The 18,986-nt window shown below is 73.3% G+C and carries 17 protein-coding genes; 9 read left to right on the forward strand and 8 right to left on the reverse strand.

Annotated elements, in window-relative coordinates; all coding sequences use genetic code 11:
* Positions 1-19: 19 nt before the first annotated feature.
* From AMK29_RS02895 to AMK29_RS02915, 5 genes are all read right to left on the reverse strand, one after another.
* On the reverse strand, positions 20-643 hold the full coding sequence (locus AMK29_RS02895; protein WP_073807012.1) for a hypothetical protein: 624 nt from the start codon (positions 641-643) through the stop codon (positions 20-22).
* Positions 640-2,175: a sensor histidine kinase gene (locus AMK29_RS02900; RefSeq protein WP_443334044.1), complete on the reverse strand. Its 1,536-nt coding sequence runs from the start codon at positions 2,173-2,175 to the stop codon at positions 640-642. The genes AMK29_RS02895 and AMK29_RS02900 overlap by 4 nt, the downstream gene beginning before the upstream one ends.
* A gap of 8 nt (positions 2,176-2,183) precedes the next feature.
* Positions 2,184-2,867 (reverse strand): response regulator transcription factor, encoded by a 684-nt coding sequence (locus AMK29_RS02905; RefSeq protein ID WP_073807014.1) that lies wholly within the window; start codon positions 2,865-2,867, stop codon positions 2,184-2,186.
* A 322-nt stretch (positions 2,868-3,189) separates the two neighbouring features.
* Entirely contained in the window at positions 3,190-4,803 is a 1,614-nt protein-coding gene (gene murJ, locus AMK29_RS02910) for a murein biosynthesis integral membrane protein MurJ (RefSeq protein WP_073807015.1), read from the reverse strand.
* Positions 4,800-5,975 carry a lipid II:glycine glycyltransferase FemX gene (locus tag AMK29_RS02915; protein WP_073807016.1) on the reverse strand — a complete coding sequence of 392 codons (1,176 nt, stop codon included), beginning with the start codon at positions 5,973-5,975 and terminating at the stop codon, positions 4,800-4,802. Before AMK29_RS02915 ends, murJ begins: the two co-directional genes overlap by 4 nt.
* Positions 5,976-6,170: 195 nt before the next feature.
* On the opposite strand from AMK29_RS02915, the gene AMK29_RS02920 reads away from it, so the two are divergent.
* Positions 6,171-7,361, forward strand: coding sequence for an Ig-like domain-containing protein (locus tag AMK29_RS02920; protein WP_073807017.1), 1,191 nt, complete (start codon positions 6,171-6,173; stop codon positions 7,359-7,361).
* A 4-nt stretch (positions 7,362-7,365) separates the two neighbouring features.
* On the opposite strand, the gene AMK29_RS02925 is transcribed toward AMK29_RS02920, so the two are convergent.
* Entirely contained in the window at positions 7,366-8,034 is a 669-nt protein-coding gene (locus AMK29_RS02925; protein WP_073807018.1) for a pirin family protein, read from the reverse strand.
* A 92-nt stretch (positions 8,035-8,126) separates the two neighbouring features.
* Here AMK29_RS02925 and fasR point away from each other — a divergent pair, with 92 nt between their 5' ends.
* The 5 genes from fasR to fabF all read left to right on the forward strand — a co-directional run bounded on the left by fasR (position 8,127) and on the right by fabF (position 13,075).
* Positions 8,127-9,308 carry a fatty acid biosynthesis transcriptional regulator FasR gene (gene fasR, locus AMK29_RS02930; protein ID WP_073807019.1) on the forward strand — a complete coding sequence of 394 codons (1,182 nt, stop codon included), beginning with the start codon at positions 8,127-8,129 and terminating at the stop codon, positions 9,306-9,308.
* A gap of 89 nt (positions 9,309-9,397) precedes the next feature.
* Positions 9,398-10,339: an ACP S-malonyltransferase gene (locus tag AMK29_RS02935; protein ID WP_073807020.1), complete on the forward strand. Its 942-nt coding sequence runs from the start codon at positions 9,398-9,400 to the stop codon at positions 10,337-10,339.
* A gap of 18 nt (positions 10,340-10,357) precedes the next feature.
* The gene (locus AMK29_RS02940; protein WP_073807021.1) at positions 10,358-11,428 is read left to right on the forward strand and encodes a ketoacyl-ACP synthase III; all 1,071 of its coding nucleotides are present in this window, start codon (positions 10,358-10,360) and stop codon (positions 11,426-11,428) included.
* 56 nt (positions 11,429-11,484) lie between these two features.
* Positions 11,485-11,733 (forward strand): acyl carrier protein, encoded by a 249-nt coding sequence (locus AMK29_RS02945; RefSeq protein ID WP_015033413.1) that lies wholly within the window; start codon positions 11,485-11,487, stop codon positions 11,731-11,733.
* Positions 11,734-11,812: 79 nt separating this feature from the next.
* Complete coding sequence (gene fabF / locus AMK29_RS02950; RefSeq protein WP_073807022.1) at positions 11,813-13,075, forward strand: beta-ketoacyl-ACP synthase II; 1,263 nt, start codon at positions 11,813-11,815, stop codon at positions 13,073-13,075.
* Between the two features lie 161 nt (positions 13,076-13,236).
* Here fabF and AMK29_RS02955 read toward each other — a convergent pair whose 3' ends face one another.
* Positions 13,237-13,731, reverse strand: a complete 495-nt coding sequence (locus tag AMK29_RS02955; RefSeq protein WP_073807023.1) for a DUF3145 domain-containing protein — start codon at positions 13,729-13,731, stop codon at positions 13,237-13,239.
* Positions 13,732-13,990: 259 nt separating this feature from the next.
* Between AMK29_RS02955 and AMK29_RS02960 the strand changes: the two genes are divergently transcribed.
* Positions 13,991-14,884 (forward strand): SGNH/GDSL hydrolase family protein, encoded by an 894-nt coding sequence (locus AMK29_RS02960; RefSeq protein WP_073807024.1) that lies wholly within the window; start codon positions 13,991-13,993, stop codon positions 14,882-14,884.
* 60 nt (positions 14,885-14,944) lie between these two features.
* Here AMK29_RS02960 and AMK29_RS02965 read toward each other — a convergent pair whose 3' ends face one another.
* The gene (locus AMK29_RS02965) at positions 14,945-17,404 is read right to left on the reverse strand and encodes a glycoside hydrolase family 3 protein (RefSeq protein ID WP_073807025.1); all 2,460 of its coding nucleotides are present in this window, start codon (positions 17,402-17,404) and stop codon (positions 14,945-14,947) included.
* Between the two features lie 152 nt (positions 17,405-17,556).
* Between AMK29_RS02965 and AMK29_RS02970 the strand changes: the two genes are divergently transcribed.
* Both AMK29_RS02970 and AMK29_RS02975 read left to right on the forward strand, forming a co-directional pair.
* On the forward strand, positions 17,557-18,144 hold the full coding sequence (locus AMK29_RS02970; RefSeq protein ID WP_073807026.1) for a TetR/AcrR family transcriptional regulator: 588 nt from the start codon (positions 17,557-17,559) through the stop codon (positions 18,142-18,144).
* A 76-nt stretch (positions 18,145-18,220) separates the two neighbouring features.
* Positions 18,221-18,934: a carbon-nitrogen hydrolase family protein gene (locus tag AMK29_RS02975; protein WP_073807027.1), complete on the forward strand. Its 714-nt coding sequence runs from the start codon at positions 18,221-18,223 to the stop codon at positions 18,932-18,934.
* Positions 18,935-18,986 lie beyond the last annotated feature (52 nt).

The raw sequence follows: 18,986 nt of genomic DNA on the forward strand, positions 1-18,986 counted from the left end.
CGCCGTCAGCCGTCCGCCGTCAGCCGTCGCAGCGGGTGCCCGGCAGCTCCCCGTCCAGGCCGATGACGGACACCTCGACCACGCCGGCCGGGTGGGCCGCGAAGGCGGTCGTGCACACCAGCTGGCGGACGGCCGCCTCCGAGAGCTTCCGCACGGGGAACGGGGCCCGGAGCCGGAGCAGCACGCGGCCCTCCACCACCGTCCCCTTCCGGCCGGTCCCGACCGCCTCGACGTGCGGCGCCCGCGCGCTCCTCGGCAGGGCGGTGGTGATGCCGACGCCGGCCTCGTCGGGCCTCGGGCCGGCGAGGAGGGCGGCGAGGACCTTGTCGGTGGGGAGCCCCCGGACGGTCAGGGCGTCGGCGGCCACCTCGTACCCCGGGCCGAATCCGTCGTACGGGACCAGCGTGTCGCCGGGGCCGCCGGGCGTGGGGGTGGGCTGCGGTTCCCTGGGGCCGACCTCGCGGACCACCGGCATCGGCAGGCCCTCGGGGCCGAGGAAGAAGAGCACCATCCGTTCCTCGGGGATCGGGTGGATCACGACGGTCGCGGCCCCGCCCGCCTCGACGACGTCGCTCTTCCGTATGCCGCAGCCGGCGAGCGCCAACAGGCCGAGCAGGGCCGCGCCGGCCGCCCGGCGCCTCACAGGGGCATCCGTACGGTGAAGACCGCCCCGCCCTCGGGGTGGTTGGCGGCCGTGACGGTGCCTCCGTGCAGCCGGACGTTCTCCCGGGTGATCGCGAGGCCCAGGCCGCTGCCCGCCGAGCGGGTCCGGGCCTGGTCCGCCTTGTAGAAGCGGTCGAAGACGTGCGGCAGGACGTCCGGGTGGATGCCGGGGCCCCGGTCGGCGACCTCCGTGACCAGCTCGTCGCCCTCCACGTACAGCCGGACCGTCACCGGCGCGCCGCCGTGCTTCAGGGCGTTGCCGACGAGGTTGGCGACGACCACGTCGAAGCGGCGCGGGTCGAGCCGGGCCCGGATGCCCTCGGTGAGGTACGGGACGACCTGCTCCGGATCGGTCCAGTACCGGTGCTGCAGGGTCTTCCGGACGCAGTCGGCGGCGTCGACCTCGTCCGTGTGGAGCTCGGCGGCCCGCGCGTCGAACCGGGAGATCTCCATGAGGTCCTCGACGAGCACGGCGAGCTTCCCGGTCTCGGCGCTGATCAGACGGACCGCGCGGGCGGTGTCGCTGTCGAGGGTCCCGGCGTCCTCGTCGAGGACCTCGGTGACGGCGAGCATCCCGGCGAGCGGGGTGCGGAGTTCGTGCGAGACGTCGGAGGCGAAGCGGCGGGCGCGGGCCTCGGCGCTGCGGAGCTCCGCGACGGAACGTTCCAGCGCGGCCGCGGACTCGTTGAACGTCCGGGCGAGGTCGGCGAGTTCGTCGCTGCCCTTGGCGTGGATACGGGTGTCGAGGCGGCCGCGCCCCATGCTGTGGGCCGCGTGCCGCAGCTCCCGAACGGGGCGGAGCACGCCGCGCGCGGCGATCAGGGCGGGGATCAGCGCGATGGCGAGGGCCGGGAGGGCGCCGTCGCGGGCGGCGGTGACCATGGCCTCGATGTTCGCCTCCTCCTCGGTGAGGTCCATGACCGCGTAGAGGACGAGACCGGTGCGCTGGGGGGCGCCCGCGGCCGAACGGGCGTGGAAGACCGCGGGCACGGCGATCGTGAGGTACGGGGTGCCGCCCTTGACGACCCGCTGGAAGCTGCCGTGCGGGGTGGTCTGGTCGGTGGCCCGGTCCCGCAGCTCCGGGGTGATGACGGAGGAGGTGGGGCGGTCGGTGGAGGAGACGCGGAGGGTGCCGTACTCGGCGTAGACGCGCCAGGGGCGGGGCTTGCCCTGGCGGGCGATGTGGAGGAGCGAGGTCCGCAGCTGCTCCGCTTCGACGGGCAGCGCGATGCCGAGGCTGTCGACCTGCTCGCGGAAGGCCGAGACGGCGGTGTCCTGGGTCTGCTCCAGGATGGCGTTGCGGGCGGCCCGGTAGGTGAGGGCGGCGGTGGTGCCGCAGCCGACGGCGGCGACGAGCAGGAACGCGAGGACGAGACGGGTACGGAGGCCGAAGGGGTGCGGGCGGAGGCGCGGGGCACGTGCCTTCCGCCGGAGGGCCCGGCCGGGCCCTCCGGCGTCCTCGGCCTGGCTCTGGCTCTGGTGCCGGTGGCCGGTGTCCGGCTCCGGGCTCACGCAGGCCCTCACAGCGGTCCGAAGCGGTAGCCGAAGCCACGCAGGGTCTGGATGTAGCGGGGCTCGCCCGGGGTGTCCTCGATCTTGTTCCGCAGGCGCCGGACACAGGCGTCGACCAGCCGGGCGTCGCCGTGGTAGCTGTGCTCCCAGACGTGTTCGAGGAGCTGCTGACGGCTGAAGACCTGCTCGGGCGCGGCCGTCAGGTGCAGCAGCAGTTTCAGCTCGGAGGGGGCGAGGGCGACGCGTTCGCCCGCCTTGGCGACGGTGAGGCCGGCGCGGTCGATGGCCAGCTCCCCGTGGAACTCGACGGCCGAACGGCTGCCGGCGGGTTCCTCGATGCGCCGGAGCACGGCCCGTATGCGGGCCTCGATGACCTCGGTACGGGCGGGCTTGACGATGTAGTCGTCGGCGCCGGCCTCCAGGCCGATGACGACGTCGAAGTCGTCGCCGCGGGCGGTCAGCATGATGATCGGCAGCTGGCTGCTCTCGCGGACGCGGCGGCAGACCTGGACGCCGTTCATTCCGGGCAGCATCAGGTCGAGCAGCAGCAGGTCGGGGCGGAACTCGCCGAGCACGTCGAGCCCGGCTTCCCCGGTGGGCGCGGTGCGCACCTCGTGCCCGCGGCGCCGGAGACCGAGCTCGACGCCTTCGCGGACGGAGGGGTCGTCTTCTATGAGGAGCACGCGGGGCATGTCGTGGAGTATCCCAAGCTTGACGGGCCCCTTCCCGAGGGGGGAGGGGGTGCGGCGGGCAGCCGCGTCGTGGGGGGGCACGGCCCACGGCGGTGCCGCTGCGGCCGCGTTGTGGGGGCGGGGCCCACGGCGGTGCCGCCGCTACCGCGTTGTGGGGGCGGGGCCCACGGCGGTGCCGCCGCTACCGCGTTGTGGGCAACTGTTCCGCCCTGGGGTCCCCCCGGACGGAGTCTGGGGGAGGAACGCCTGCCCACAACGGCGGGGGCCGGACCGGTGGGGTGAGCGCCCACGGCGGGGGCTCGGTGCGGTGAACGCCCATGGTTCAGCGGGCGCGTAGGCGGGTCCTGCCCGTGGTCAGGAGGTTCTGGATCTCCGTGAGGTGGAGGGGGTGGGCCAGGGTCGCGAAGGTGGCGAGGACCGTCAGCGCCCCCGCCAGCCCCGCCGGCACCGCCCCCGCCGGCCCGGTGAGGTCGGCGACGAGCAGCCCGTACCCGGCGGCGGGCACGGCCGCGAGCAGCAGCCGTACGAGCGCGGGGCCGGTGCCGCCCGTCGAGGTCCCGCCCAGCCGGCGCCGCAGCACGTACGCCGTGAGGCCCCAGCCCGCCCACAGGGCCAGCGAGTACCCGGCCGCCATGCCCGCGACGGCCCACTGGGTGGGCAGGTACCGGTGGGCGGCGAACGAGAGCGCCGCGTTCAGGCCGGCGATCACCAGGTTGAGCAGGAACGGGGTGCGGGTGTCGCGCAGGGCGTAGAAGGCGCGGGTGCACACGTACTGCCCGGACAGGGCGACGAGGCCGGGCGCGAAGGCCATCAGGATCCAGGCCATCGCGCGGATGTCGTCGCCGGTGGTCGCCCCGTACCGGAAGACCACCGTCATCAGCGGCACGGCGAGCGCGAGGAGGGCACAGGCCGCGGGGACGACCGCCGCCGCGCTGGTCCGCAGGGCGTACGAGACGTCCCGCCGGACCGCCGTGAGGTCGCCGTCGGCGGCCGCGCCGCTCATCCGGGGCAGCAGCGCGGTGACGAGGGAGACGGTGATGATGCCGTGCGGGACGGTCCACAGGAGGTAGGCGTTGTTGTACGCGGCGAGGCCGCCGCCGCTGACCTGCTCGCCCGCCGAGGTGGCGAGCAGGGTGGTCACCCAGTACGCGCCCTGGTTGGTGAGGACGAGCAGCACCAGCCAGCCGGCCGAGCGCAGCGCCGCGGAGAGGCCGCTGCCGCGCCAGTCGAAGCGGGGCCGCCAGCGGAAACCGGCGGTGCGCAGCGAGGGGACGAGGGCGAGGGCCTGGAGGGCGATGCCGGCGGTGGTGCCCCAGCCGAGGAGCGCGGTCTCGCCGGAGGTGAGTTCCCCGCCGTCGCCGACGACGAGGAAGAGGGCGAAGACGGAGACGACGACCACGTTGTTGAGGACCGGGGTCCACATCATGGCGCCGAACCGGCCGCGGGCGTTGAGGACCTGGCCGAGGAGGGTGAAGAGCCCGAGGAAGAGGATCTGCGGCAGGCACGCGCGCGTGAAGGCGACCGTCATCTCCCGTTGGGCGCCGGCGTAGTCGGTGTACGTGTCGACGATCAGGGGCGCGGCGAGGACCGCGCCGGCGGTGATCACGGTGAGGGCGAGCGCGCAGAGGGTGAGGAGCCGGTCGGTGTAGGCGACGCCGCCGTCCTCGTGTTCCTTGGCGGCCTTGACCAGTTCGGGGACGAAGACGGCGTTGAGGGCGCCGCCGAGGAGCAGCATGTAGACGATGGTGGGGACGGAGTTGCCGACCGCGTAGCCGTCGGCGACGTAGCCCGCGCCGAGGGCGGCGGCGACGACGGCGGCCCGGACGAAGCCGGTGGCGCGGGAGACGAGCGACCCGGCGGCCATGAGCGCACCGCTGCGGAGGACGGACGGCGCGCCCTTCGCCCGGGGGCGTCCGGCGGTGAGCGTGGCGGTCATCGGCGGGCCAGGTACGCCTGGAAGGCGCGGTACAGCGCGTGGTTGGTCGTGCCCCGCATCGGTGTCTCCCACTCCCCCAGCGTCTCGACGACCTGTCCGCCCGTGCCGAGCTTCCAGCGCAGGAGCCCGTGGGCGCGGTCGTCCGGATCGAGGGTGGAGGGTACCCCGCGCAGGTCGTAGACGGCGGCGCCGAGGGCGTGGGCGTCGAGCAGCATGCGCCACTGGAGGGCGTTGGAGGGGCGTACCTCGCGGCGGTGGTCGGCGGAGGCGCCGGTCTGGTACCAGACGCGGCCGCCCACGGTGACCATGGTGTGGGCGGCGAGGATCTCGCCCTCGTGGCGGGCCAGGTAGAGCTTCATGCGGCCGGGCTGTTCAGCGTTGAGGACGGCGTACTGGCGCTCGTAGTAGGCGAGGGAGCGGCCGAGCCGGAAGCCGTCGCGTTCCTCGGTGACGCGGAGCAGCCGGTAGAACTCGGGCAGGTCGGCGGCGGAGCCGACGGTGATCTCGACGCCGGACTTCCGGGCCTTGCGGACGTTGCGCCGCCATTCCTGGTTGAGGCCGCTCCACAGGTCGTCGGGGGTGCGGCCGGTGAGCGGGACCTGGAAGACGTGCCGCGGCTGGGCGTCGGCGCCGTCCTCGGAGTCTCCGCCGCAGCGCCGCCAGCCGCGGGCCCGGAGGCGTTCGGCGACGGCGGTGCCGAGCGGGTCGACCTCGTCGGCGAGGACGTCGGCGAGGCGGCGGCGGGGACCGGTGCCGGCCTTGACGGTGGCGGCGTTCCACCGCCGGTGGGCGGGGCCGGGGCCGATGCGTACGGCGAAGGCGCCGGAGGAGCGCAGATGCCCGAGCAGCGGGTCGAGCCAGCCGTCGATGTCGGGGTCGGACCAGTCGGCGACGGGCCCTTCGGGCAGGTAGGCGAAGTACTTGCGGGTGCCGGGGAAGGGCCGGAGCAGCACCAGGGCGACCCCGGTCAGCCCGCCGGACGCGGGCCCCCAGCCGACGAGTCGGTGGCTCCAGCCGTCCTTCACCTGGGCCCAGGAGGGGACCTGGAGGAAGCTGGCGCCGTCGGCTCCGGTGCGGGTGGCGAGGAAGGCGCGGTAGGCCTCGGGGGTCACGGGGCCGAGCCGCAGGGCGCGGTGGTCGGCGGGTGCGGCCGTCACGAGCAGCGCTGACACAACGGGAGCCTCCTGGTTCCGCCCCTCGGTGGTGGGGCGCACAGCAGGCTCACAGCCGAATTCGACGGGTGCGCGCGTCGAATGTGACCGGACCATGACCGTTCCGTCGCAGCCCTCGTCATAAGGGCTCACACGCGGCCGCAGGACGTCGTCGCCGCCCTACAGTCCGAAACATCCCACTCCCACTCCTCACTCCTGCGGAGGTCCTCCGTGCCGAGCACGCGCATACGCACCCCTCGTCCCGTTCTCGCGGCAGTAGCGCTGAGCGTGTCCCTCACGGCCTGTTCGGCGCAGGCGGCGGACGGGCCGACGCGGGACGCGGAGCCGGCGTCGAAGGCTCCGCCGGCGAAGGTCACGGTCGTGGACCCGACGGCGGGCCGGCCGGTGACGGTGACCGCGTCGGGCGGCACGATCGCCACGGTGAAGGTGGTCGACGCGGACGGCGGGGCCCTCACCGGCCGTACGGGCGCGGGCGGCGCACGCTGGGTGTCGGACCGCAAGGCGGCACCGGGCTCCACGTACACGGTGGAGGTGACCTCCCGTGCGGCCGACGGCAAGGAGTCGACGACCCGGTCCTCCTTCACCACCCCGGAACCGGAGCGGGTGAACAAGCTGACCCTCGCGCCCGGCAAGAACACCACGGTGGGCGTCGGGCATCCGCTGTCGATCGTCTTCGACCTGCCGGTGACCCGGAAGGCGGACGTGGAACGGCAGTTGAAGGTGACCACGTCGAACGCCACCGAGGGTTCCTGGGGCTGGGTCAAGGACTACTCGGGCCGGGACAGGGCGGACTGGCGGCCCCGGGAGTACTGGAAGCCCGGCACGAAGGTCACCCTGGAGGCGGACCTGAACGGCACGGACTCGGGCGGCGGCTGGTTCGTACGGGACTACCGCACCGGCTTCACGGTCGGCGCCGCGCAGATCGTGAGGGTCGACCTGGACCGGCACACGCTGACGGTGAGGCGGGACGGCCGCACCGTCCGTACGATCCCGGTCTCCGGGGGCACCCCGGGCGGCGACAAGCGGTCCTGGCGGGGCACGGCCGTCCTGATGGCGAAGGAGGGCACCATCAACATGAACTCGGAGACGGTGGGCCTCGGGGACGCGTACGACAAGATGGTCGACCACTCGATGCGGCTGACGTGGTCGGGGATGTACGCGCACGCGGCGCCCTGGAACGCGGCCCACTTCGGCAAGGCCAACAGGAGCTCCGGCTGCATCGGCATGAGCGACGCCGACGCCGCGTCCTTCTACGCCCTGGTGAACGTCGGCGACCCCTTCGAGATCACCGGCCGGGACACCAAGGGCACGGTCGACGAGGGCAACGGCTACGGCGCGTGGAACCTGAGCTGGGAGCGGTGGAAGACGAAGAGCGCGCTCGGCTGAAGGGTCAGCCGAGGGCCCTGCGCGGGTCCGGCATCGCCCAGATCAGGACCTCCGCGTCGGTCGTCGCGACCAGCCCCGGCGCATCGGTGCCGGTGAGCCTGGCCGCGTCGCCGGGGTCGAGGGTCTCGTCGCCGACGCGGACCGTGCCGCGGACCACGTGGACGTAGGCGAGGTCGGCCTCCGGCAGGGCGGTGCGGGCGCCCGCGGGCAGCCGGCGGACGTGCAGCACCGACCCCGCGGCCGGGAGGTCGTACGTGTCCCCGACGCCCCGCACCACCTCGTAGGACGGCTCCCCGCCCGGTGACAGCGGCGCGAGCCACATCTGCACGAAGACCAGCGGTACCCCGGCGTCGTTGCGTTCCACGTGCCGGACGCCGTCGGCGGCGCTGAGCCGCTGGAGGTCGCCCGGGCGCACGACCGTGGTGTGGCCCGCGGTGTCGTGGTGGGTCAGTTCGCCCTCGACGACCCAGGTCACGATCTCGGTGTGGCTGTGCGGGTGCTCGTCGAAGCCGGCACCGGGCGCGAGCCGCTCCTCGTTGCAGGCGAGGAGCGCGCCGAAGCGGAGGTTGTCGGGGTCGTAGTGCGGCCCGAAGGACAGGGCGTGCCGGGTCTCGATCCCGGCCGCGGGGTCGCCCCCCGGATACCGCTCGGCGGCGCGCTGGATACGTGTCACGGCCCCACGGTAGTCCCACGGCGGGGCCGCCTCCGGGGGCGAAGCCGCCCCGACCCCGCACGCCGCCGTCCCGATAAGGCAGTCTTGTCCCCGTGCCAGAACCCACGAACGTCCCTCACCCGCACGCAGCGACCCTGAAGCGCCTCGAGCAGTCCTCCGGGCGGCTCGCCGCCGGTGCCATCGCCCGCATGGACGAGACGCTTCCGTGGTACCGGGCGATGCCGCCAGAGAACCGGTCGTGGATCGGTCTGGTCGCCCAGGCCGGTATCGCCGCGTTCACGGAGTGGTTCCGGCACCCCGAGACCCCGCAGGCGATCTCGACGGACGTCTTCGGCACGGCGCCCCGCGAGCTGACCCGGGCGATCACCCTGCGCCAGACCGTGGAGATGGTCCGCACCACGATCGAGGTCATGGAGTCGGCGATCGAGGAGGTCGCCGCCCCCGGCGACGAGTCGCTGCTCCGTGAGGCGCTGCTGGTCTACGCCCGGGAGATCGCGTTCGCGACGGCCCAGGTGTACGCGCAGGCCGCCGAGGCCCGGGGCGCCTGGGACGCGCGCCTCGAATCGCTCGTGGTGAACGCGGTCCTCTCCGGCGAGGCCGACGAGGGCGCCGTCTCCCGCGCGGCGGCGCTCGGCTGGAACTCCCCGGACCATGTGTGCGTGATCCTCGGCACGGCCCCCGACGGTGACAGCGAGCTGACGGTGGAGGCGATCCGGCGGGCGGCCCGGCACGCCAAGCTCCAGGTCCTCACCGGTGTGCTCGGCGACCGTCTCGTCGTGATCGCGGGCGGCAACGACAACCCGCTGGCCGTGGCGAAGTCCCTGATCGGCCCGTACGCGGCGGGCCCGGTCGTCGCGGGGCCCGTCGTCCCCGACCTGCTCGCCGCGACCCGCTCCGCCCAGGCGGCGGCGGCCGGCCTCAAGGCGTGCACGGCCTGGCAGGACGCCCCCCGGCCCGTCCTCGCGGACGATCTCCTCCCGGAGCGCGCCATCGCCTCCGACCCTTCGGCGCGCGAGCAGTTGGTGGAGGAGATCTACAGACCGCTGGAGGAAGCGGGCTCGGCGCTTCTCGAAACTCTCAGTGTCTACCTGGAGCAGGCCAGCAGCCTGGAAGGCGCGGCCCGGATGCTCTTCGTCCACCCGAACACCGTGCGCTACCGGCTTCGACGTGTGACCGACGTCACCGGATGGTCACCCTCCGACGTCCGCTCCGCATTCACCCTGCGGATCGCACTCATCCTGGGACGCTTGGCCGACGGAGATCCCCAGTCCTAGACTTTTGTCGAACACCAACAATTACCCCGACGGTTCTTCGTCCCTGTCCCCACGGGCGCTCGAAGCCGTCCCCAAGAGAGAGTGTGAGGGTGCTCGTACTCGTCGCTCCCGGCCAAGGCGCCCAGACGCCCGGCTTCCTGACTCCCTGGCTCGAACTCCCCGGTGCCGCCGACCGCGTCGCGGCCTGGTCCGACGCCATCGGGCTCGACCTCGCCCACTACGGCACGAAGGCGGACGCGGACGAGATCCGTGACACCGCCGTGGCCCAGCCGCTGCTCGTCGCCGCCGGTCTGCTGTCCGCCGCCGCGCTCGGTGCGGGCACGTCGGCCGCCGACGCGGCCGGCACGCCCGGCGTCGTCGCCGGCCACAGCGTCGGCGAGTTCACCGCCGCCGCGCTCGCCGGCGTCCTCGACGACACCGCCGCGCTGCGTCTCGTACGGACCCGCGGGCTCGCCATGGCCGAGGCCGCGGCGATCACCCCGACCGGTATGTCGGCGCTGCTCGGCGGCGACCCCGACGTGACCGTCGCCCACCTGGAGAAGCTGGGCCTGACCCCGGCCAACGTGAACGGCGCGGGCCAGATCGTGGCCGCCGGCACGCTGGAGCAGCTGGCCGCGCTCGAGGCCGACAAGCCCGAGGGCGTCCGCCGGGTCGTGGCGCTGCAGGTCGCGGGCGCCTTCCACACCCACCACATGGCCCCGGCCGTGGCGAAGCTGGAGGCGGCGGCGAAGGAGCTGTCCCCGGCCGACCCCACCATCCGGTACGTCTCCAACAAGGACGGCCAGGTCGTCACCGACGGCGCCGAGGTCGTGGCCCGTCTCGTGGGCCAGGTCGCCAACCCGGTCCGCTGGGACCTGTGCATGGAGACCTTCCAGGAGCTGGGCGCGACCGCGCTGATCGAGGTGTGCCCCGGCGGCACCCTCACCGGCATCGCCAAGCGCGCTCTGAAGGGCGTCGCCACGGTCGCCCTCAAGACGCCGGACGACCTCGACGCGGCCCGTACGCTCATCGCTGAGCACGCGGCCGTCTGACAAGGAGTGTCGAGAAGCATGTCGAAGATCAAGCCCAGCAAGGGCGCCCCGTTCGCACGGATCCTCGGTGTGGGCGGCTACCGCCCCACCCGGGTCGTGCCGAACGAGGTGATCCTCGAGACGATCGACTCGTCCGACGAGTGGATCCGCTCGCGCTCCGGTATCGCCACCCGCCACTGGGCCTCTCCCGAGGAGACCGTCGCCGCCATGTCGGTGGAAGCCTCGGGCAAGGCCATCGCCGACGCCGGGATCGACCCGGAGCAGATCGGCGCCGTGATCGTGTCCACGGTCTCGCACTTCAAGCAGACCCCGGCCGTCGCCACCGAGATCGCCGACAAGATCGGCGCCGGGAAGCCGGCCGCGTTCGACATCTCCGCCGGCTGCGCGGGCTTCGGCTACGGCCTGACCCTCGCCAAGGGCATGATCGTCGAGGGTTCCGCCGAGTACGTCCTGGTCATCGGTGTCGAGCGGCTCAGCGACCTGACGGATCTGGAGGACCGCGCGACGGCCTTCCTGTTCGGTGACGGCGCCGGCGCCGTGGTCGTCGGTCCGTCCGACGAGCCGCACATCGGCCCCACCGTCTGGGGCTCCGAGGGCGACAAGTCCGAGACGATCAAGCAGACCGTCCCGTGGAACGAGTTCCTCCCCCAAGCTCTCGGCTCCGCTCGAGCAGGGGGGACGCCCACCGGCGACGTCTCGAAGCTGCCGCTCAACGAGCGCGGTGAGATCAAGTTCCCCGCCATCACGCAGGAGGGCCAGGCGGTCTTCCGCTGGGCCGTCTTCGAGATGGCGAAGGTCGCCCAGCAGGCCCTGGACGCCGCCGGCATCTCGGCGGACGACCTGGACGTCTTCATCCCGCACCAGGCGAACATGCGGATCATCGACTCGATGGTGAAGACGCTGAAGCTGCCGGAGCACGTCACGGTCGCCCGCGACGTCGAGACCACCGGCAACACGTCGGCGGCCTCGATTCCGCTCGCGATGGAACGCCTCCTGGCGACAGGCCAGGCGAAGAGCGGCGACACGGCGCTCATCATCGGCTTCGGGGCGGGTCTCGTCTTCGCCGCGACGGTCGTTACCCTCCCCTAGGCACTCCGGTTCTTCCGGAAGCCCTTACCCAAGCAATCACAAGAAGGAGCGCCACCATGGCCGCCACCCAGGACCAGATCGTCGAAGGCCTCGCCGAGATCGTCAACGAGATCGCCGGCATCCCGGTCGAGGACGTCCAGCTGGACAAGTCCTTCACCGACGACCTGGACGTCGACTCGCTGTCCATGGTCGAGGTCGTCGTCGCCGCCGAAGAGCGCTTCGACGTCAAGATCCCGGACGAGGACGTCAAGAACCTCAAGACGGTTGGCGACGCTGCCGACTACATCCTGAAGCACCAGGCCTGATTCGGCCCTCGCTGACTCGGTCCGCCACCCGGCGGTGGCGCCGTATTCCGACCATCACACACATGGAGAACGAATTCCTGTGAGCTCGACCAATCGCACCGTGGTCGTCACCGGTATCGGCGCAACGACACCGCTGGGTGGCGACTCCGCATCGACCTGGGAAGGTCTGATCGCGGGACGCTCCGGCGTCAGGCCCCTGGAGGGCGAGCGCTTCGCCGAACTGCCCGTACAGATCGCCGCGACGGCCGCCGTCGACCCCGGCGACGTGCTGCCCCGCCCCCTCGCCCGCAAGCTGGACCGCTCGGCGCAGTTCGCCGTGATCGCGGCCCGCGAGGCGTGGGCGGACGCGGGCTACACCGCCCCGGCCGGTGATGACGAAACGATCGTTCCCGAGCGGCTCGGCTCGGTCATCGCCTCCGGCATCGGCGGCGTCACCACGCTGCTCGACCAGTACGACGTGCTGAAGGACAAGGGCGTCCGCCGCGTGTCCCCGCACACCGTGCCCATGCTCATGCCGAACAGCCCCTCCGCCAACGTGGGCCTGGAGGTGAACGCCCGGGCGGGCGTCCACACCCCGGTCTCCGCGTGCGCGTCGGGTGCCGAGGCGATCGGTTACGCCGTCGAGATGATCCGTACCGGCCGCGCCGACGTGGTCGTCGCCGGCGGTACCGAGGCCGCGATCCACCCGCTGCCGATCGCCGCCTTCGCCAACATGATGGCGATGTCCAAGAGCAACGACGAGCCGACGAAGGCCTCGCGCCCCTACGACACCGGCCGTGACGGCTTCGTCCTCGGCGAGGGCGCGGGCGTCGTGATCCTGGAGTCCGAGGAGCACGCGAAGGCGCGCGGCGCGCGCGTCTACTGCGAGGTCCTCGGCCAGGGCCTGTCGGCCGACAGCCACCACATCGCGCAGCCCGAGCCGACCGGCCGGGGCATCGCCGCCGCGATGCAGAACCTGCTCGACTCGACGGACCTCAAGCCGTCGGAGGTCGTCCACCTGAACGCGCACGCCACGTCGACGCCGCAGGGTGACGTCGCCGAGATCAAGGCGCTGCGGAAGGTCCTGGGCGACGACCTCGACCACGTCGCGATCTCCGCGACGAAGTCGATGACCGGTCACCTCCTCGGCGGCGCGGGCGGCATCGAGACCGTCGCGACGGTCCTGGCGCTGCACCACCGCCTGGCCCCGCCGACGATCAACATCGACGACCTGGACCCGGACGTCGACGCGGACATCGTCCGTGACGAGCCCCGCGAACTCCCGCAGGGCACGATCGCCGCGATCAACAACAGCTTCGGCTTCGGCGGCCACAACGTGGTCCTGGCGTTCCGCACGGTCTGACGCCACGCGGAGCCGGCACCCGGCACGACCTGACGAAGGCCCACCCCCGCACCGGGGGTGGGCCTTTCGTGTGGGCTCGGCGCGTCGCGCGTGTCACGTCTCCCCGCCCGGCGTCCCCCGCCCGTGCGGTCAGGAAGTCCCCGGCGTGCCCGTGACGCCCGTCAGACGACCTGGTGGAGCCAGCGGACGGGCGCGCCCTCGCCCGCGTACCGGAAGGGCTCCAGCTCGTCGTCCCAGGGCTTTCCGAGGAGCCGGGCGATCTCCGCCTCCAGCTGGGTCTCGCCCTGCGCGGAGCGCGCGAGGGCGGCCCGCAGCCGGTCCTCGGGGATCAGGATGTCGCCGTGCATGCCGGTGACGGCATGGAAGATGCCCAGGTCGGGGGTGGCGCTGTAGCGCTCGCCCTCGGCGGTCGGGCAGGGCTCCGCGGTGACCTCGAAGCGGAGCATCTGCCAGCCGCGCAGGGCGGAGGCGAGTTCGGAGGCGGTGCCGGTGCGGCCCTGCCAGGAGAACTCGGCTCTCCAGGTGCCGGGGGACGCCGGCTGGCGGATCCAGTCGAGCTGGACCCTCGCACCGAGGACACCCGCGACCGCCCATTCGACGTGCGGGCACAGCGCGCGCGGGGCGGAGTGTACGTACAGGACTCCACGTGTCGTCACCGGGACCTCCAGTGTGGGACGAGGTTCGCCTTTCCCAGCGGCCTCAGTAAACATCATCAGGATCAGAACATCGCAAACCCTCGAAAAGGGGACAGCATGTGACGTGATGTAATTTACCGGAGCCGGTCGGCAAAGGTGCCTCTGGTTCGACGGGGGAAAAGCTACCGTGCCACGCCGTCATCGGTGTGACGTACGGTCGGTCCGGGGCCGGGTGGACACCAAGCTTTCACCCGCCAGGACGCCGAAGGAGGGGCCGGGGATGCGCGGCCGACCCAGTTTCCGTACCGCCGTCGCCGCCGCGACGGCCGCTCTGCTGTGCGGTGGCGCGCTGTCCGGCTGCACCTCGGCGGAGCCCGCGCCCAAGGCCGCCACGACGCGCCCGACGCCCGCGCCGGCACCGTCGCGGGAGCCCCTGTGGGACGTCTCCCCCGCCTCCGTCGCCGCCGTCGGCGACTCCGTGACCCGGGCCTTCGACGCCTGTGACGTCCTCGCGGACTGCCCCGAGGTGTCCTGGGCGACCGGCACCGACGCCGACGTGAACAGCCTGGCGCTGCGTCTCCTCGGCCCGGCGAAGGTCGCCACCCGCAGCTGGAACCTGGCACGGACGGGTGCGCGGATGGCGGAACTCCCGGAGCAGATGGCCGCGGCGGCGGCCGAGAAGCCCGCGCTGGTGACGGTGATGATGGGCGCGAACGACGCCTGCCGGCCCACTCCGGAGCTGATGACCCCGGTCGCCGACTTCCGCGCCTCCTTCGCGGCGGCGCTGGCCCGGCTGCGGAAGGGCGCCCCGAAGGCGCAGGTGTACGTGGCGAGCGTGCCGGACCTCAAGCACCTGTGGTCGACGGGGCGGCTGATCCCGGAGGGGCTTGAGGTGTGGAAGCTGGGGATCTGCGGCTCGATGCTGGCGGACGCCACGGACCTGGGTCCGGCGGCCGAGCGGCGGCGGGCGACGGTCCATGAGCGGGTGGTCGCGTACAACACGGCCCTGAGGGACGTCTGCGCGCAGGACGCGCGGTGCCGGTACGACGGCGGGGCGGTCTTCCGTTTCCGCTTCGACGGCGGGCAGTTGAGCCCCTGGGACTGGTTCCATCCGAGCAAGGACGGGCAGGCGCGGCTCGCGGAGCTCGCGTACCGGCGGATCACGAAGGAGTGAGGGACCCCGGGGCGGTTGTCAGGTGCCGCCCCGGGGCCGGTCACGGGGGCCGTCGGGAGGTCAGACCTCCAGGGTCGCGGTCAGCCGGGTGTCGGTGAGGGAGCGGGCGGCCCGCACCTCGTAGGCGCCGGGGACGAGGGTCCAGTCGCCCTTCTCCTCGTCCCAGATCTCGAAGGCGCGGCGGGGCAGCGCGATCCGCGTCTCCACGGTCTCGCCGGGCCCGGCCTCGACGGACCCGAAGCCGGCCAGCCAGCGATCGGGGCGGTCGGGGCCGTGGGTGCGCGGCGCCAGGTAGATCTGGACGACCTCGCGGCCGGGCCGGTCGCCGGTGTTGGTGATCCGCACGGTGGCGGCGTCCGGTCCCGCGACGAGGGAGTCGTACGACCAGGTGGTGTAGCCGAGGCCGTGGCCGAAGACGTACGCGGGGGCCTCCTGGATCCGGTCCCAGGCGCGGTAGCCGATGAAGAGACCCTCGCTGTAGTCGAGTTCGCCCTCGACGGGGGTGACGTCGGTGACGGGGACGTCGGCCAGGGCGACGGGCCAGGTGGTGGGCAGGCGGCCGCCGGGTTCCTCGGCGCCGGTGAGGACGTCGGCGAGGGCGGCGCCGCCCTCCTGGCCGGGGAACCAGCCGAGCAGGACGGCGGCGACGTCCTCGCGCCAGGGCAGTTCGACCGGCGAGCCGGCGTTGACGACGACGACGGTGTTCGGGTTGGCGGCGGCCACGGCCCGTACGAGGTCGTCCTGGCGTCCGGGGAGGGCGAGGTCCGTGCGGTCGAAGCCCTCGGACTCGACGCGTTCGGTGGTGGCGACGACCACGACGGCGGTGTCGGCGGCGCGGGCGGCCTCGACGGCCTCGGCGATCAGTTCGTCGGGGTCACGGCGCGGACCGAGGTGGACGAAGGAGAACATGACGGCCGGCAGCGGGGCCGCGAACTCCTTGTCCAGGGTGTGGAGCAGGGACACCTCGACGGTCTCGCCGGCGGTGAGCGCGACCCGGGCGCGCTCGACCGGGGAGCCGAAGAAGGCCTCGAAGGGGTCGGTCTCGGGGCCCATGGTCTGGACGCCGTCGAAGACGGTCTCGCCGGCCACGGTGAGGACGTAGGCGCCGAGGCCGCGGGTGCCGAAGGAGTGGGTGCCCGTCTCGCGCGGTGTGAAGGTGCCGACGACCTCGACGGAGGCGAGGGTCTCGTGGGTGACGCCGGCCGGCAGGTCGTCGCCGATCCACTGGACCTGCCCGTTGGGCAGGGAGCCCTCGCCGAGGAGCCTGCCCTCGGCGTCGCGGCAGCGGGCGCGGAGGGTGAAGCCCTGGTCCGCGGGGGCGAGTTCGTCGCTGGGGTCGGCGCCGACGTGGAAGGTGAGCGCGCCGTCGGGGAGGGCGGCGGCGAGGCCGTCGAGCGGGGACACGACGTGCTCGGGGAAGACCTGGGCGGAGCCGCCGCCGAGGACGCGGGCGTCGCGGGCGGCGGCGCCGGAGAGGGCGACGGTGCCGGGCCGCATCGGCAGGGCGCCGTTCTCGTTGCGTAGCAGGACGAAGCCGCGGCGGGCGATCTCGCGGGCGAGGGCGTCGCCGTCGAGGGCGGCCGGGGGCTCGGTGACGACCGGAGGGGCGCCTTCGAGGGCGCCGACACGGGCGGCGAGCCGCAGGACGTTGCGCACGGCGGTGTCGACGGCGGACTCCTCGACGTCCCCGGCGCGGACGGCGGCGGCGAGGGCCTCGCCGTAGACGGTGACGGGGCCGGGCATGGCGACGTCGAGGCCGCCCTCGATGTCGCCGGTGGTGGAGCGGGCGGCCATCCAGTCGGAGACGTTGAAGCCGTCGAAGCCCCACTCGCCGCGCAGGACCCCGTTCACCAGGTGGCGGTGCTCGGTCATGGTCACGCCGTTGACCTGGTTGTAGGCGGTCATGATGCCCCACGGGTGGGCGTTCCTGACGATGGCCTCGAAGGGGGCGAGGTAGAGCTCGCGGAGCGGGCGGGGGGCGATCCTGTTGTCGACGGTGAAGCGGTCGGTCTCGGCGTCGTTGGCGACGAAGTGCTTGACGGCGGTGCCGACGCCGCCGTCCTGGACGCCCTGGACGTAGGCCGTGCCGATCTCTCCGGTGAGGTGGGGGTCCTCGCTGTACGCCTCGAAGTGGCGTCCGCCGAGCGGGGTGCGGTGCAGGTTGACGGTGGGCGCGAGCAGGACGTGGACGCCCTTGCGGCGGGCCTCCTGGGCGAGGAGCCGGCCGGCGCGGCGGGCGAGGGCGGGGTCCCAGGAGGCGGCCAGCGCGGTCGGGGACGGCAGGGCGACGGACGGGTCGTCGGCGGTCCAGCGGACGCCGCGGACGCCGATGGGTCCGTCGGACATGACGAGGGACCTCAGGCCGATCTCGGGCAGGGCGGGCAGGGACCACATGTCCTGTCCGCCGAGCAGCCGGGCCTTGGTGTCCAGGTCGAGCGCGGCGAGCGCCGCCTCGACGGCCTCGTCCCGTGCCGACTCCCGTGCCGACTCCCGTGCCGTGTCCGCGCCGGTGTCCGTCATGGCCGTACCTCCTCGTTGACGTACTGGTGACCCCGATGCGCCCATCGTGCACCCACCTACCTGTAGATCGGTAGGCAACGTTATCGGCTTGTTATTTTACGGAGGGGGTACGGTCCTGTCGGAAGCGAGGACCCGGAAAGGGGGCCACGGCGATGGTGCGGGCCAGGAGTGAGGAGCGACGCGCGGACATCCTGCGCGCGGCCCTCGAAGTGATCGCCGAGCGCGGCTACCGGGGCGCCACCCTGGGATCGGTCGCCGAGCGGGTCGGGCTGACCCAGCAGGGCCTCCTGCACTACTTCCCGACGAAGGAGGCGCTCCTCGTCGCCGTCCTGGAGGAGCGCGACCGCTGGGACACGAGCGGCGGCCGGGACCCGGAGGGCTGGCGGCTCGACCTGCTGGACTCCCTCGTCGAGTACAACGCGATGCGGCCCGGCATCGTCCAGACCTTCTCCGCACTGCTCGGCGAGAGCGTCACGGACGAACACCCGGCGCGCGCCTTCTTCACCGAGCGGTACGCGCAGGTGCGGGAGAACATGGCGCGGGTGCTGCGCCTGGAGTTCGGCGAGCGGCTGCCCGGCGGCCTCACCCCCGAGCGGGCCGCCCCGCTCCTGACGGCCGTGATGGACGGCCTCCAGTACCAGTGGCTCCTGGACCCGGCGGCGGTGGACATGCCGACCGCCTTCCGGGACTTCCTGCGCCTGCTGCACGGCGCCGGGGGCCGGGACACGTCCGAGGGCTAGCGGGCGGCCCGGGCCCACGGGAGACGGTGGGGCCCCGGGGGTTCCCCCGCGACGGCCGGGCGGGATGATGGGGGTCATGATCGTCGCAGCCACCCAGTTCGCCCCGGTCGCGGGGGACATCGACGCCAACGTGCGGACCGTCGCCGGTCTGGTCCGGGCCGCCGGGGCCGAGGGCGCCCGCGTGGTCGTCTTCGCCGAGCTCTGCCTCACCGGGTACGAGCCGACCCTGATCCGGGACACCCCGGGCCTCGTGCTCACCGAGGACGATCCGCGCCTCGAACCCGTACGGGAGGCCTGCCGCGCGGTCTCGGCGGTCGCCGTGGTCAACGGACCTATGCGCACGGCCGGTTCGCGCCCGGGGCTCGCCACCCTGGTGATCGGCCCGGACGGCTCGCTGCTCACCCGCTACGACAAGCGGCATCTGTACGGGATCGAGCGGGAGGTGTTCGCGCCGGGCACCGCCGAGGGACGGTTCGCGCTCGACGGGGTCCGGTTCGCCCTGGCGACCTGTTACGACAACCGCTTCCCCGAACTCGCCGAGCGTGCGGCCGCCGACGGCTGCGCGGTCTACCTGGCGAGTTCGGTGCTCTCCGCCGACAACGACTCGTTCGAGAAGGTGTATCCGGTGCGGGCCCGGGACTTCGGGCTCTCCGTGGTGCTCGGCAACGTCCTGGGGCGGAACGAGGACGGGATCGGCTGCGGCGGTGCCGGGGCCTGGGGCCCCGACGGCGAGCGCGTCGCGGACGCGGGAGCCGACGGGCCGGGCTTCGTGCTCGCCGAGGTCGGCTGAGCGCGACGCCCGGCCCGGAGAGGGCCGGACGCGGCCGCGGGGCACCCGTCAG

The sequence above is a fragment of the Streptomyces sp. CB02261 genome (assembly GCF_001905665.1).
Taxonomy (GTDB): domain Bacteria; phylum Actinomycetota; class Actinomycetes; order Streptomycetales; family Streptomycetaceae; genus Streptomyces.

What these genes read in the sequence shown, in the direction of transcription:
- AMK29_RS02905 (WP_073807014.1), bottom strand. Translation starts at nt 2,867, where the DNA reads ATGCCCCGCGTGCTCCTCATAGAAGACGACCCCTCCGTCCGCGAAGGC.
- murJ (WP_073807015.1), bottom strand. Translation starts at nt 4,803, where the DNA reads ATGACCGCCACGCTCACCGCCGGACGCCCCCGGGCGAAGGGCGCGCCG.
- AMK29_RS02940 (WP_073807021.1), top strand. Translation starts at nt 10,358, where the DNA reads ATGTCGAAGATCAAGCCCAGCAAGGGCGCCCCGTTCGCACGGATCCTC.
- AMK29_RS02945 (WP_015033413.1), top strand. Translation starts at nt 11,485, where the DNA reads ATGGCCGCCACCCAGGACCAGATCGTCGAAGGCCTCGCCGAGATCGTC.
- AMK29_RS02960 (WP_073807024.1), top strand. Translation starts at nt 13,991, where the DNA reads ATGCGCGGCCGACCCAGTTTCCGTACCGCCGTCGCCGCCGCGACGGCC.
- AMK29_RS02965 (WP_073807025.1), bottom strand. Translation starts at nt 17,404, where the DNA reads ATGACGGACACCGGCGCGGACACGGCACGGGAGTCGGCACGGGAGTCG.
- AMK29_RS02970 (WP_073807026.1), top strand. Translation starts at nt 17,557, where the DNA reads ATGGTGCGGGCCAGGAGTGAGGAGCGACGCGCGGACATCCTGCGCGCG.
- AMK29_RS02975 (WP_073807027.1), top strand. Translation starts at nt 18,221, where the DNA reads ATGATCGTCGCAGCCACCCAGTTCGCCCCGGTCGCGGGGGACATCGAC.